12 protein-coding genes and 2 pseudogenes are annotated in these 14,121 nt (G+C 37.5%); 8 read left to right on the forward strand and 6 right to left on the reverse strand.

The annotated features are described in order from the left end of the window. Window positions 1-77 precede the first annotated feature (77 nt). From IQ226_RS03900 to IQ226_RS25830, 6 genes and pseudogenes are all read right to left on the reverse strand, one after another. On the reverse strand, window positions 78-1,682 hold the full coding sequence (locus tag IQ226_RS03900; protein ID WP_193892373.1) for an NAD(P)H-quinone oxidoreductase subunit 4: 1,605 nt from the start codon (window positions 1,680-1,682) through the stop codon (window positions 78-80). 258 nt (window positions 1,683-1,940) lie between these two features. Continuing rightward, window positions 1,941-2,453 (reverse strand): hypothetical protein, encoded by a 513-nt coding sequence (locus IQ226_RS03905; protein WP_193892376.1) that lies wholly within the window; start codon window positions 2,451-2,453, stop codon window positions 1,941-1,943. Between the two features lie 260 nt (window positions 2,454-2,713). Beyond that, the gene (locus IQ226_RS03910) at window positions 2,714-2,950 is read right to left on the reverse strand and encodes a hypothetical protein (protein ID WP_193892379.1); all 237 of its coding nucleotides are present in this window, start codon (window positions 2,948-2,950) and stop codon (window positions 2,714-2,716) included. Further along, the gene (locus tag IQ226_RS03915; RefSeq protein ID WP_193892381.1) at window positions 2,947-3,141 is read right to left on the reverse strand and encodes a hypothetical protein; all 195 of its coding nucleotides are present in this window, start codon (window positions 3,139-3,141) and stop codon (window positions 2,947-2,949) included. The genes IQ226_RS03910 and IQ226_RS03915 overlap by 4 nt, the downstream gene beginning before the upstream one ends. A gap of 104 nt (window positions 3,142-3,245) precedes the next feature. Next, window positions 3,246-4,166 (reverse strand): homoserine kinase, encoded by a 921-nt coding sequence (gene thrB / locus IQ226_RS03920; protein WP_193892383.1) that lies wholly within the window; start codon window positions 4,164-4,166, stop codon window positions 3,246-3,248. 185 nt (window positions 4,167-4,351) lie between these two features. Next, window positions 4,352-4,444 (reverse strand): annotated as a pseudogene (locus IQ226_RS25830) (rhomboid family intramembrane serine protease); the annotation flags it as partial. Between the two features lie 322 nt (window positions 4,445-4,766). Between IQ226_RS25830 and IQ226_RS03930 the strand changes: the two are divergent. The 8 genes and pseudogenes from IQ226_RS03930 to IQ226_RS03965 all read left to right on the forward strand — a co-directional run bounded on the left by IQ226_RS03930 (window position 4,767) and on the right by IQ226_RS03965 (window position 14,051). Next, complete coding sequence (locus IQ226_RS03930) at window positions 4,767-6,848, forward strand: serine/threonine-protein kinase (RefSeq protein WP_193892385.1); 2,082 nt, start codon at window positions 4,767-4,769, stop codon at window positions 6,846-6,848. A gap of 209 nt (window positions 6,849-7,057) precedes the next feature. Next, a protein-coding gene (gene prfB, locus IQ226_RS03935) for a peptide chain release factor 2 (protein ID WP_193892386.1) occupies window positions 7,058-8,174 on the forward strand; the annotation gives its coding sequence in 2 pieces (ribosomal slippage) (window positions 7,058-7,129 and window positions 7,131-8,174; 1,116 coding nt in all). 191 nt (window positions 8,175-8,365) lie between these two features. Next, on the forward strand, window positions 8,366-8,521 hold the full coding sequence (locus IQ226_RS03940; protein ID WP_071992792.1) for a DUF3285 domain-containing protein: 156 nt from the start codon (window positions 8,366-8,368) through the stop codon (window positions 8,519-8,521). A gap of 13 nt (window positions 8,522-8,534) precedes the next feature. Further along, complete coding sequence (gene ybeY, locus IQ226_RS03945; RefSeq protein ID WP_193892387.1) at window positions 8,535-9,035, forward strand: rRNA maturation RNase YbeY; 501 nt, start codon at window positions 8,535-8,537, stop codon at window positions 9,033-9,035. Window positions 9,036-9,422: 387 nt separating this feature from the next. After that, a pseudogene (locus IQ226_RS03950) lies at window positions 9,423-9,786 on the forward strand (four helix bundle protein). 58 nt (window positions 9,787-9,844) lie between these two features. Next, window positions 9,845-11,245 (forward strand): HlyD family secretion protein, encoded by a 1,401-nt coding sequence (locus IQ226_RS03955; protein WP_193892388.1) that lies wholly within the window; start codon window positions 9,845-9,847, stop codon window positions 11,243-11,245. Between the two features lie 1,152 nt (window positions 11,246-12,397). Then, window positions 12,398-13,075, forward strand: coding sequence for a response regulator (locus IQ226_RS03960; RefSeq protein ID WP_193892389.1), 678 nt, complete (start codon window positions 12,398-12,400; stop codon window positions 13,073-13,075). Between the two features lie 76 nt (window positions 13,076-13,151). Next, a complete protein-coding gene (locus IQ226_RS03965; protein WP_193892390.1) occupies window positions 13,152-14,051 on the forward strand; it encodes a sensor histidine kinase in 900 nt (299 codons plus the stop codon). Window positions 14,052-14,121: the final 70 nt, after the last annotated feature.

Consider the following 14,121-nt stretch of genomic DNA (forward strand, 5'->3'; position numbering starts at 1 on the left):
CCGACTTCTCCAAGAAGTCGGGGATCTTATCCCCTTTTAATTTAAGATTTACTAGAGCGCTCTTTTGGGTTTGATAATTACTCAACTATATTCACTATTTGGGAACTAGCTAATGTTGGTGTGGTGAAAATTTGCGAGTATAGGTTTGTAGGTTGTTGACGAGCAACAACTGGTAAAACTTGACGAGCATGAGCCGCAACTTCCACTGTTTTTACATCATAGGTTTGTGTGATCATCTTAGGATAAAAACCAATGCCGATGATGGGAACTAATAGACAAGCAGTGATAAACAATTCACGGGGCTTAATATCAAGAACTACAGCATCTAAATGTAAGTCTTTGTGTTGATTACCGTAGAATACTTGACGCAGCATGGAGAGCAAATAAATGGGTGTCAAAATCACGCCAACGGCTGATAGAAAGATGACGACAATTTTGAAGCTGGAACTGTAAACATCGCTGGTAGCAAGACCTAAGAATACCATCAATTCACCGACAAAGCCGCTCATTCCGGGTAAAGCCAGAGAAGCCATTGAACCGATAGTAAAGAGAGCGAAAGTTCTGGGCATTACTTTACCCATACCGCCCATTTTATCCATCACTAAGGTGTGAGTACGTTCGTAGGTGACACCAGAAAGGAAGAATAAACTAGCAGCAATTAAACCATGAGAAACCATCTGTAATACAGCACCGCTGATACCGATTTCTGTATACGATGCGATACCAATTAACACAAACCCCATGTGGGCAATTGAAGAGTAGGCCAAACGGCGTTTGAGATTGGTTTGAGCAAAGGCGCAAAAAGCACCATAAACAATATTAACTACACCTAAAATCGCTAAAACTGGCGCAAAGGTGACATGAGCATCAGTTAACATTTCTACGTTAAAGCGAATTAGGGCATAACCACCCATTTTTAACAAGACACCGGCTAAAATCATTGAACCGGGTGCAGATGCTTCACCATGAGCATCAGGCAACCATGTATGTAAGGGGAAGATGGGGAGTTTGACACCGTAAGCGATTAAGAAACCTGCATATAGGGCTAATTCTAAGGCTTTGGGATATTCTTTCATTCCCAATTCGGTCATGTTGAAGGTGAAGTTATCACCGGAGAAAGCCATTGCAAAACCAGCTATCAGTATAAATATGGATGCAGCGGCGGTATAGATAATAAATTTGGTAGCTGCGTAACGGCGGTTTGCCCCTCCCCAGATGGCAATAAGTAAGTAAACGGGTACTAACTCTACTTCCCACATCAAGAAGAACATTAATAAATCTTGGGCGAGAAATACACCTAATTGGGCGCTGTACATAATCAACATCAGCGCATAAAATAAACGCGGCTTGGTGGTTACTTTCCAAGCCGCGAATACTGCAAGTGTGTTAATAAAGCCTGTGAGAAGTATCAGGGGCATTGATAAACCATCAATGCCTAGAGACCAGTTAAAGCCAATTTGGGGTATCCAAGAATAGCTTTCTGTCATTTGCAAGGCGGAACTCTGAAAGTCGTAATTCTGCCAAAGGGCAAAAATCATCAGTACAAAGTCTAATAATGCCACTCCCAAACCGTACCAGCGGACCGTTTTACCCTCTTTATCGGGAACAAGGGCAATTACAAGGGCTGCCACTAAGGGCAGGAAAATTATGGCTGATAACCAAGGAATTTCTATGGCATTCATCACTTTTGACAATATGTTTTTGGTTTTGCTTTTGTTTACATTATATTAAGGAATCGTTACGTCTGTAAACGATTTCTTATGAAGATTTCCAATTTGGAGGATAAATAGTAATAAATACTTACTAAGTTATGCCGCGAGTCTATTCTAAATGTAAATTTTTGCAACGTCAACAAAAAAACAGCGACTAATATCGCTGTTTGTATTTATAATGGGCAGCTTAAGGATAAATTGAATTTTTATCAAAGTTATCTCTGTTTCTTAAACGATACGGTTGACAATCATCCATACTTCCCCATCTGATCTGACGAAAGGGACGGAAATGGTCTTAAAGCCTGTGATGAAAGGTTTGTAGTAAACTTGCCAATACATGGGACTAAGTTCATCGGCGCAGGTTTTGAGGAGTTTAATTTCTTTGGCTAGTTCCCCTGCTAGTTCGTTAACTCGTTCGGCATGAATTTGAGCAATTTTTTTGGCTTCTTCTAGCTGTTCTTGTTGTTGGGAGATGCGGATGGACATGGGCAAATACCGATTGAGATGAGCTTTTCTTTGTTGTATTTGCTTTTCTAGGTAATATATAGCATCGTCTATGCCTTTAAGTTCGGCGGACAGTTGGACGTTTTCTCTGGCTTGACGGCGGTAAGCTTCAACTATGGCCAGGGGTGAGTCGTTTTCAACCGATTCTAGATGATGATTAGTCAGTGCAGCGCGTTCTTGTTGGAGTGATTGGATTTGAGATTTTAGTGCTGCTATTTCTGACTGGATTTTTTCCATATATTTATGATGAGTTGTTGATAATTAGGGGTTGCTGATAGCGGAACGTGGCGTTAGCCATATAAATCGAAAACCTAGATATATTAAGAATTTCCGAGTTGAAACAGTGAATTAGGTGCAAGGAATAAGCATGAAAACCATTAAAAACATATCACTTTTCAGATTCGAGACTATTCTTATCTCCTTATAATTCTTCCTCCTGACTCCTAGCCCTCACAGACAACTTTTTCAGCAAACCCTAATTAGAAGTTGTTAAATTTTCAATCATCTGGTCTATCTTCGGTGAATTGATCAATTGCCTCTACCATGCCTTCTGAATAGGGTTCAAGGACTGTGGAACAAGCATAAAGATCAGCAAGTGCTTGGGAAAATTCTTCAGAATTGGGGTCAGTATGTTTGATGGCTTGAATTGCTTGAATTGCCTTTTCTAGCTGGGGTTGATATTCATTCAGAAATATTTCTAATCGTTCATAAGGATTTTTATAGAGTGCTATCATTTGCCTAATCTCCTTTCTAGTTTCGCAATATTTTGGCGACAATTTGCCACTGTTTTCTCCCAATGGGCAATTAACCCTTGATCTTGTCCTTCTGTTGGTTTCTCCTTTTCCTTGGCAATTTTTTCTAGATGTTCTTCTAAGGCTTGATGTTGTCCTTTTAGCTTTTTGCGGGTTTCCTGATTTTTACCCATAATTCTAATTTTAGTCTTCTCCTGACTAATTTAATTGTTATAATGCGATCGCCTGGTAATTCGGAGAAATCGCTATTTTTTGTGCAGATTTCTCGTAAATTAGATTAACTAGGAAATATACTTGTCCCTTGCGGATCTAGGGGAAGCGATCGCACAATTGAGTTCATACCCATTACCGTCCAGGTATTTGCCATTGCTGTTTCTACGGATTTGGCATAATTTGTATCAACTAAAGCTAAAAGTGTGGGGCCTGCGCCACTAATTACTATACCATAAGCACCAGCAGCTACAGCCGCCGCATTCACAGCCTCATAACCAGGAATTAAGGATTGGCGATAGGGTTGATGTAATTTATCTTGCAAGGCTGCTGTTAACCATTCTTCTCGATTAGTGGCTAAACCCCGCAATAATAAACCCAAATGAGAAATATTGAAAATTGCATCAGCACGACTGACTTCTGTGGGGACAACCTTTCGTGCTTCGGCGGTTGATAATTCAAAATCAGGAATTGCTACCACTGGAACTATATCTCGATGCCAGAGAATATCGCAAATTTCCCAACCTTTTTTGCCGGTAGCAGCCAGACGACAACCACCTAATAACGCTGGTACTACATTATCAGGATGTCCTTCCATGGCGATCGCTAATTCCATCACCTGTAATTCAGACAACGGCGAACCAGCCAACTCATTAGCAGCAACTAACCCCCCAACAATAGCAGTCGCCGAACTACCCAAACCTCGCGCTAAAGGTACACCCAACTTAATTTCTATTTTCACCGCTGGTGGTGTTTTCTCTATATGTTTATATAAATTTATAAACGCCTGATACAAAAGATTAGTCTCATCAGTTTGCACCTTTGCAGCTTCTAAACCAGAGACTTGAATAATTAACTCACCTGCATCAAGAATAGTAAACTTAAATTCGTTATACAGCTTTAAGGCTGCACCAATACAATCAAACCCTGGTCCCAAATTCGCCGTCGTCGCGGGAACTTTCACAGTAATGCTAGAAACTACAGACATTGAAGTTAATTGACAATTCCAATATGAACTACCCCATTTTACTTCCTTATACGAAATTTAAGATATGGAATAAGATATCAAGAATTATTAAACGCAGATGAACGCAAATAAACGCAGATAAATTCGGATGAATTGATGGATTTGATGATTCTGTGTAGTCTTACATAAAAATCACGGCGTTGGTGAATGAATGTCAAAACTGAATATATTTTTGCTTGGGGAAATTTGATCAGATATGCACCTAAAATAGTTGCGATCGCTCCATTTGCGCCGATAATTAATAATAGGCGGCGTTGCTGATTAGGGGTATGAATTTTAGTCTCACGCAAAGGCGCAAAGACGCACTGAGGTAAGATTTTTAAAGGTTCAATTTGGAAACGATTCAGCAACGCCTAAGAGGTTGATAAAACCAATCTGTGTAAAGAAAAGTAAAATCCCCCAAACCCTCTTCACTATTGCCTCTTGCCTTGCCATAAGGACTATTTTCAATGCTAACCTACTTACTGATTTTTAACTACTCATTAATATTTTTCCCCATCTCCTGATTTTTGTGTGGCAAGATTATCATAATGTAACAGAATGTTCAAATAGGCTCAGGAAATGCTAGGAAACACCCTTGTAGGCAGATACCAAATCACCAATTACCTGGGAGGTGGCGGATTTGGTGAAACTTATGTCGCTAATGATACTCAATTACCAGGTGATCCTCAGTGTGTAGTTAAGAAACTCAAACCTCAGTCTACGGATATTGCCACTTTAGAAATAGCTCGGAGGTTATTTGATACAGAAGCTCAAGTTTTATACAAATTAGGAAATCACGATCGCATTCCCCAACTTTTAGCTTACTTTGAAGAAAATGCCGAATTTTATCTGGTTCAAGAACTGATTATTGGTAATGATCTCAGTCAAGAATTAAAATCTGGTGTCATCTTCACTCAAAATCAGGTAATTTCTCTATTACAAGAAATTTTAGAAATTTTGGACTTTGTGCATCAACAAAAGGTAATTCATCGTGATGTCAATCCTCGCAATATTCTCAGACGAGAACAAGATAATAAGTTAATTTTAATTGATTTTGGTGCAGTCAAACAAATTACGACCAAATTAGTAAATTCTCCCGACATTACTAAATCTACTGTTGCTATTGGCACACCCGGTTATACGCCTGGAGAACAAGCACAAGGAACACCAAAATTTAGTAGTGACATCTATGCTTTGGGAATTATTGCTATTCAAGCTTTAACTGGATTATCACCTGATCAATTAGATAAAGATGTGGAAACAAATGAAATTATTTGGCAAAATTTTGCTACCGTCTCTCCAGAATTTGCCCAATTTTTAAATCAGATGATCTGTTATGATTTTCGCCAACGTTATGCTTCCGCAACAATAGCATTACAAGCCTTACAAGAATTAAATAAAAACCCATCAGGAACAATAATTATTTCCCCTGCTACCTTACCAAATCAAGCCAAAAATTCCAAAAATACAAAAGGTATATTCTGGAAATTGCTATTAGGAATATTTGTTTTAGGTATTGGTAGTTTCGGGGCAATATTTATCCTCAATCGCCTGAATAGTAAAAACGCTATAGAATTATATAATCAGGGCAATACTCTCATTCAATTACAACGCTATAAAGAAGCCTTAGCAACTTATGAAAAAGCCATAGATATCAAACCTGATTATCCTCAAGCTGTATATGGTAAAGGCAAAGCATTATTTCAATTAAAGAAATACCAAGAATCTTTAATAGCTTATGATCAAGCCATTCAAATTCAACCCAATTATTTAGAAGCTTGGACTAATCGAGGTTTTGTTTTAGTCAAACTCAAACATTATTCAGAAGCAATTGCCACTGTAGATAAAGCTTTACAATTAAAGAATGATGACCCCAAATTATGGCAACTTAAAGGGGATATTTTTATAAAAATGAGCCAATATAATGATGCCATCAAGGCTTATGAACAAGCGATTAATTTCCAAGCTGACAATCCTGAATCATGGTATAAGAAAGGATTAGCATTACAAAACCTCAAACAATACGAAGAAGCAATTACAGCCTACAAAAAAACTGTACAACTAAAATCCGATCATGAATTAGCTTGGTACAACTTAGGTAATTGCTTAGTGAATTTGAATCGTTATGAATTTGCCTTACAAGCCTATGATCAAGCCGTTCAGCATAATCCAAATAACTCCGCAGCTTGGTTATCCAGAAGTAATATCTTAATGACATTACGCAGGTATCCAGAAGCAATTGATTCCTTTAGCCAAGTGATTAAAATTAATCCTCAACAATATCAAGCATGGTATAATCGGGGTTGGGCATTACATCAAGTTAAACGCTATCCAGAAGCAATAGAATCTTACAAAAAAGCTATTAATTTAAAGGGAAACGATTATTTAGTATGGTACAATTTAGGGAATACACAATACAATTTACAAAAATATCAAGAAGCGATCGCCTCCTATAATAAAGCCATCCGTTATCAACCCAATCATTATGAAAGTTGGTACAGTAAAGGCAACGCATTGTTAAATTTGCAACAATACCCACAGGCGATCGCCGCCTACGACAAAGCCATAGAATATAAACCAGACTACCAACAAGCCATAGAAGCCCGCACAAAAGCCCAAAATCAAAATATCCCCAAATTTAAATTTCCCCCCAACTTCTAAGCTGTTGTGCATTTAGTTTGTATAATTCTAGCGGGCAAGATGCCCGCACTACAAAGTTCAAGTAAATTATGGTTATCAAATTTAGCTGCGTAACAGCTTAACTCTTTCCCTATTGCCTATTGCCTATTGCCTTGACTTTACCAAAATCCAGTAAGATCTAGAATATTATCTCAAAGAAATCTCAAGCCCTTGCAACTTGAGTCAAAATTATGGACGTATTAGAACTAAAACGCGAAATCGAAACATTGTCTAGCCGCCTGGGTAAAACCCAGGACTATCTTTGACGTACCCGCACTCAAAGCCAAAATTCACGACTTAGAACAAATTTCCGCCCAAACAGAATTTTGGGAAGACCAAACCCAGGCACAAAACACCCTACAAGAACTCAATGATCTAAAATCCCATTTAGATCAGTATTACCAGTGGCACACCAACTTAGATGATACCAGAGCAGTGCTTGAGCTATTGGAACTAGAAACCGACACAGCACTATTGCAAGAAGCGGAATCTACCATTACCAAACTCAATCATGACCTAGACCAATGGGAACTACAACAACTGCTTTCCGGCACTTACGACGACAAAGGCGCAGTCCTGACAATTAACGCCGGTGCTGGTGGCACGGACGCACAAGACTGGGCATTTATGCTCATGCGGATGTATACCCGATGGGCAGAAGATCATGGATACAAAGTCACCCTGGCCGAAGAATCAGAAGGTGACGAAGCCGGCATTAAATCCGCCACCCTAGAAATTACCGGACGTTATGCCTATGGTTACTTACGTTCCGAAATGGGGACTCACCGTCTTGTGAGAATTTCTCCCTTCAACGCTAACGGCAAACGGCAAACCAGCTTTGCTGGCATCGAAGTCATGCCGCAAATAGATAACACCGTCAAATTAGACATCCCAGAAAAGGATTTAGAAATTAGCACCACCCGTTCTGGCGGTAAAGGTGGACAAAACGTCAACAAAGTAGAAACCGCAGTCCGCATAGTTCACCTCCCCACCGGTTTAGCAGTCCGGTGTACAGAAGAACGTTCCCAACTGCAAAACAAAGAAAAAGCGCTCGCCCGTCTCAAAGCCAAGTTGTTAGTTATTGCCAAAGAACAACGCGCCCAAGAAATTGCCGAAATTCGCGGTGATATGGTGGAAGCTTCCTGGGGTAATCAAATCCGCAACTACGTATTTCATCCCTACCAAATGGTGAAAGACCTCCGGACAAACATCGAAACCACGGCCATTACCGATGTTATGAATGGTGAACTGGATATGTTCATTCAAGCCTATCTTAGACAAGAAAACCAGATAGTTGAGAGGGAATAGGTGACAGGTGACAGGTGACAGGTGACAGGGAACGGGTAATGGGTAATTGGTAATTGGTAATTGGTGAAAACAATTTCTTCTTCCTCCTGAACTCCTGATAGCGCGGCGTGGCGTTAGCCATACTCTTGACTCCTTCTCCCCATTTCCCCACAATCGGTTACAGTAAGAAAAGAGATGATAATGAATTAATTATGGAAAAATCTCCTGCCAAAGAACCTCAACCCAGCTATGTCAAACTCGCCATGCGAAACATGGTCAGAAAAGGCGGCACTTCCCTCAAACACTTTGCGCTAACTGCCGTAGGACTGTTATCTGTCCTCGTGGGTTTGGCATATCTTACTCGCTAAGAGAGGAAAACTTGTGCCGCTACAGGTTGAATTATATTTAGAAAATTGCTTTGATGACTCTTCCCCTATTCCTCTCGAAACTTGGGAAAACTGGTTTTGGCAATGGTTAGAAATTCTTGAGGATTACTTGCCAACTGCACCTAGTTATGAAATCAGTTTACGTTTGACAACCGATACAGAAATTCAAACCCTTAATTCCCAATATCGTCAACAAGATAAACCTACAGATGTCTTAGCCTTTGCATCTCTAGAAGCAGATTTACCACAAAGCGAAGAAATGCTGGTTGCCATGCCTTTGTATCTAGGTGATATAATTGTCTCCATAGACACGGCAAAACGTCAGGCACAACAGCAGGAACATAGCTTGTCCACAGAGTTGGCTTGGTTAACGGCTCATGGTTTACTACACCTATTAGGTTGGGATCATCCTGACAAAGAGAGTTTGATAGCAATGTTAAACGAGCAAGTTGTATTACTGAAGAAAATAGGTATTATTATTAACTTAGAGTTGTAGATATATCTTGACAACTGCAAATTTTGGTAATTACCTTATAGTGTGGCTTATTTAAAATAGCCGACAATTACCTCACAGTTGATCTAATCTAGGTGGGGGAAGTAGAGGGAGTAGGGGAGGTAGAAGGAGTAGGGAGTGAAGAGTAAAAGAGTAAAGGAGGTGAGAAAGAAGATGATTGGTAACTTAGAAGAGACAAACTCAATATCAATGGTTAAATTTCATAGAGATTTGGGAATTTATCAAGTGGCTTTTGACTTGAGTTTGGACTAAATTGACTTCCATAGCCTGAAACCCTTACTAGACAAGCATTGGAACTTACGAATCCCAAGGAGACTTCTAAAGCCTGAAACCTTCTCTCAGCTTGCGTCTGAAGCTTTAGCCGAATAAATTAGTCCAAACTCCAGTTTTGAAGCAGCAATGAAAATTTTTGAGTTATCAAAAAATTTTCCTGTTGAAGAAAGATATTCTCTAACAGATCAAATTCGTCGTTCTTCTCGTTCTGTTTGTGCCAATATGGCAGAAGCTTGGCGTAAACGTCGTTACGAGGCTGCTTTTGTTGCTAAATTAAATGATTGTGAAGCTGAATCTGCTCCCAACTCAAACATGGATAGAATTTACAGTTAAATGTAATTACTTAGATATTGAAACAGGACGTAAACTTTATGGTGATTATAATCAAGTTTTATCTGGTTTAGTGACTATGATCAATAACCCATCACGCTGGTTAATGAATCATAAAAACCATAAATAAAAACCATAAATATTAATCTTCCCCCACATCCCCCACATCATTCATTATTCAGATAACCATGCTTTACACTCATAATCAAGAATTTAATTCTGTCATTGAAACTGATAATTCACTACCACCTGTTAGTCGTTGGACATCCTTAGCAGGTTTATTTTTGATTGGTACTGTTATTACTAGCATTTATTTATCTTCATGGGTGAAATATAATGTCACGGTAAAAGCTGCGGCTATTGTTCGTCCCATAGGTGAAACTCGTGTGGTGCAATCAAGAATAGAAGGGACAGTTAAAAGTATTTTAGTCAAAGAAAATCAAATTGTTAAGCAAGGAGACATAATTGCCCTTTTAGATACTGAACAATTGCTAATTAAAAAAAGCCAATTAGAACAAAGTATTAAACAAAATAAATTACAAATATTACAAATATATGCTCAAAACCGGACATTAAATTATCAAATTATGGCTGAAAAAAGAGTTATAGAAACTATTGTTAATTCTGCCAAAGAGGACTTATTAAGAAATCAAAGGGAATATCAAGAACGAAAAATCAATACTGAAAGTGAATTAATGACAGCAGAGGTAAATATTCAAAAAGAATTAGTAGATTTAGAAAAAGCAAAAGCTGATTTAGATTTCGCAAAATCGGATAGAGATCGTTATAAGCAGTTATCCAAAATTGGTGCAATTGGTAACAGAGAATTTGAGCAAAAACAGCTAGTTGTGCAACAGACAACCTTAACACTACAATCTACAAAAAAAGCTGTTGATCTTGCTAAAATCAAAATTAAATCAACTCAAGCCGCGATTAATCCAACTACAGCAATGGTAAAAATTGCACAAGAACGGATTGCTCAAGAAACTGCTAGAGGTGAAGCAAATATAGCGGCTCTAAATAAAGAAAGAGAAGGCTTAATTCAGCGATTGGTAGAAATACAAACTCAAATAAAACAATCACAGAAAGAACTTCAACAACTAGAAACTCAGCAGAAAAGTAGTGTAATTCTTGCTACGAGCAATGGGATTATATTTAAACTAAATTTACGCAATTCTGGTCAAGTTGTGCGAGTTGGTGAATCTATTGCCGAGGTTGTCCCTGATAGTGCTTCTTTAGTAATTAAAGCCATAATTCCTACTGCGGAAATCAACAAAATTGCCATTAGCCAAAAGGTGCAACTTCGTGTTGATGCTTGTCCCTATCCTGATTATGGAATTGCTAATGGGACTGTTAAAACCATTGCTCCAGACGCAATTACATCTCAAAGCAAAGATACAACTACGACGAATTCTCCTGGTATTAGCTACTTTGAAGCCACAATTCAGCCGGAAAGTAATTCATTTGGAATTAATGGTCATAAATGTCTGCTACAATCAGGAATGAACGCTACAGCCGATATTATTTCTAGAGAAGAAACAGCATTGCAATTTATGTTAAGAAAAGCTAGACTAATTGCTGATTTATAATTAGCTGAATAGCCGGAAAGATTAATTAAATTAATTAGTAGAAACAAAGAATAGGAAAATAAACTATGTATGTAAGTAGGTGAAATGAAAAATTTAAAGGTATGTGAAGAAAAGTAAAATCGCCCAAAACTCTCTTCCTGTTCCCTTGCCACAACGACAATTTTTAACGCCAACCTACTTATCTCAAGTTGCTAGTTATCTCCTTGAGGCTGGTAATGGGTAATTGGTAATAAAAGCTCTGGTTTCATCCTGGACATCCTGATTCTGGTAATTTACCTAACTGGCTACAATAAATGTTGTTTTACATAAAGGGAACGGTAGAGCCAAAAATAGAGACATTTTGTACAATGTCTCTACAATTTTCGTGGAAAACATATACAAATTCTCTATTTATATTCATATTACTCTCGAACAAATACAAAGTATCAGGCTATTCTAAAAATTTTTGATCCTGATATATCTACTCTGATTTTTTATTCCCATTTACCAGAATCAGAGCATCTTTACAATAGCTTTAAATTCTTAATATCAGGTAAATGCTCCTACTTAACAATACCTTGTCTAAATCGAAAAAAGTCTTGATTTGTAGGTTGGATTGAGGTACGTTCGCGGAGCGTGGCGTTAGCCATAGTGTGGCGATAGCTTGCGTGACGACGTAGGAGTCATAGCCATAACCCAACAAATGCGTCGGGTTGCGCTGTCGCTTAACCCGACCTACAAAAAATGGACAAGGTATTGACTTAACAAAAACCTTATGTCAATTTGGCACTTTTATTAGTCAGTATTTTCTATTACTTAATATCTCCTATAGTACCTGTTACTATATCTGTCACAACTCTGATTAATCCTAAGTTTTTTTAAATAAACATATTTATTATTGTTATACATCAACTTCATAATCTCAGTATTTTCTAATATTTTTCATTGGGTGAGGGGTAACACCCCCCACCTTTAATAAGTTATAACTAAGAGAACCTAGAAAAAAGTAATTAATAGTAGTATACATAGGACTAATATTTGATTTTTGAAATATATGTAGGCTAGGCATTGCCCAGCCCACCCTAGACTACTTAAAATTTTTCAAATATGATTTATGATTCCTATAGCAACCAAAAATTATCATGTGTATAACTATTAGGAGAATTATTAGATATGCAACAAATTCCATCAGAAAAATCATGTTTAGCATTCATAGTAATTGATGACCACGAGTCAGTTTTAAATGGGACAGTAGAAATTTTACGAAAAAACTATCCTAGCGCTGAATTTAATACAGCTACAAATGCTAGTTATGCTTTTGAGCAAGTTATTAATTACCAACCTGACCTCCTAGTGATGGATCTTTCCATACCAGAAAAACTGGAAATGACAGCGAAAGTTGATACAGGTATTCAACTTCTTAAGGTTTTAATGGAAAATTATTCCCATTTGAATCTTGTTGTTCAAAGCGCCCATGTGAAAACATTAGTCCGCATTCGTCCTTATATTGATAATCATAAAGGAGGCTTTACTGTCGCTGATAAAAGTCTTTCTACCCAGGAAATGTTAACTAGAGTTGATTGGGCATTACAGGGATTAACTCATACAAAAGATATTAAAGGCATTCATTCAGGTTTAGAGGTAAAACCAGAGTGGTTGAAGGTGCTGAATCTAGCATTTGAAGAAGGATTACAAGATAAAGTAATTGCTAAAAATATGTGCATATCTGAACGCATGGTGCGTCATTATTGGAGTAAGTTACAAGACGCTTTAAATATTTACCCAGAAGAAGGTAAAAATATCCGTATTCAAACGGAAATGAGAGCTAGAGCCGAAGGATTAATTGATTAATCAACTAACAAATAAAGTTAGTATAATCAATAATATGTTTTCCATTATTAAGGTTTTGAGACTGGAATAAAAGCTTATGCAAACTCAATTTTGGAAAAAACTACAGGAAGAAATTTATTTTGTTTCTGTAGGCAAATTATCAGAAGTTATCATTACTATTTTTAGTCTAGTATTGATTAGTCATTTCTTATTAACTTGGGGTTGGTCATTTTCTATATTTCCAGCAATTTTTGTTATAGTTGTAAACAGTATCAGTCTTATGTCTTTATATCAATATAATCAAACAATTGAATCTGGAATTAAAGCTCATAAAACCATGATTGAAGCTACATTTGAAACAATTCACAACGGACCATTACAAACTCTAGCTAAAGTTTTACGTCTCGTCAAGAGAAAAGATTTACCCATTAATAATTTGCTACCTTTAATAGAACAAGAACTTGAAGAATTGAATCAAGAGTTACGAGGAATATATGAATTTTGGCAACAAGAAACTCTTAATCAAGATACTAGCCTTTATTTAGGAAGTAATGTACTCATAGATTTGCGAAACCCTTTACATGAAATTCTCTATCAAGTTTATACCTATACATTAGAAAGGGATTTTACCTGCTTTAAAACCCTCAAACTAAAAATCCATAGTTTTGAGCCTATAGATGAAAGCAGTTTGAGTATTGAAAATAAGCGAGGACTTTGCCGATTTTTAGAAGAAGCTTTATGTAATGTTGGTAAACACGCCACTGACATCACCTGTTTACAAGTTACTTATTCTTGGGCTGAAGATCAAGGGGTTTACACTTTAAGCATTATAGATAATGGTTTAGGAGTTTACCCATTAAAAGAAGGTTGGGGAACAAAACAATTTAAAAATTTAGCACAACAAATTAACGGTAAATTTAGGAGAGTTTCCCTTCATCCTCAAGGTACTCTTTGCGAGTTATCTTGGCCTTTACCAAATTCTTTCTGGTGGCAATAAAAACTAGGAAAATTAAAAAATCTTGATGTTTTGCTTTTTCTTCAATAGCTGACTGTGCCAATACTGTGTC

The sequence above is a fragment of the Dolichospermum sp. LEGE 00240 genome (assembly GCF_015207875.1).
Lineage (GTDB): Bacteria > Cyanobacteriota > Cyanobacteriia > Cyanobacteriales > Nostocaceae > Dolichospermum > Dolichospermum gracile.

Excerpts from the sequence above, each read along its gene's own strand:
- IQ226_RS03900 (WP_193892373.1), bottom strand. The coding sequence starts at position 1,682 with ATGAATGCCATAGAAATTCCTTGGTTATCAGCCATAATTTTCCTGCCC.
- IQ226_RS03905 (WP_193892376.1), bottom strand. The coding sequence starts at position 2,453 with ATGGAAAAAATCCAGTCAGAAATAGCAGCACTAAAATCTCAAATCCAA.
- IQ226_RS03910 (WP_193892379.1), bottom strand. The coding sequence starts at position 2,950 with ATGATAGCACTCTATAAAAATCCTTATGAACGATTAGAAATATTTCTG.
- IQ226_RS03915 (WP_193892381.1), bottom strand. The coding sequence starts at position 3,141 with ATGGGTAAAAATCAGGAAACCCGCAAAAAGCTAAAAGGACAACATCAA.
- thrB (WP_193892383.1), bottom strand. The coding sequence starts at position 4,166 with ATGTCTGTAGTTTCTAGCATTACTGTGAAAGTTCCCGCGACGACGGCG.
- IQ226_RS03930 (WP_193892385.1), top strand. The coding sequence starts at position 4,767 with ATGCTAGGAAACACCCTTGTAGGCAGATACCAAATCACCAATTACCTG.
- IQ226_RS03940 (WP_071992792.1), top strand. The coding sequence starts at position 8,366 with ATGGAAAAATCTCCTGCCAAAGAACCTCAACCCAGCTATGTCAAACTC.
- IQ226_RS03955 (WP_193892388.1), top strand. The coding sequence starts at position 9,845 with ATGCTTTACACTCATAATCAAGAATTTAATTCTGTCATTGAAACTGAT.
- IQ226_RS03960 (WP_193892389.1), top strand. The coding sequence starts at position 12,398 with ATGCAACAAATTCCATCAGAAAAATCATGTTTAGCATTCATAGTAATT.
- IQ226_RS03965 (WP_193892390.1), top strand. The coding sequence starts at position 13,152 with ATGCAAACTCAATTTTGGAAAAAACTACAGGAAGAAATTTATTTTGTT.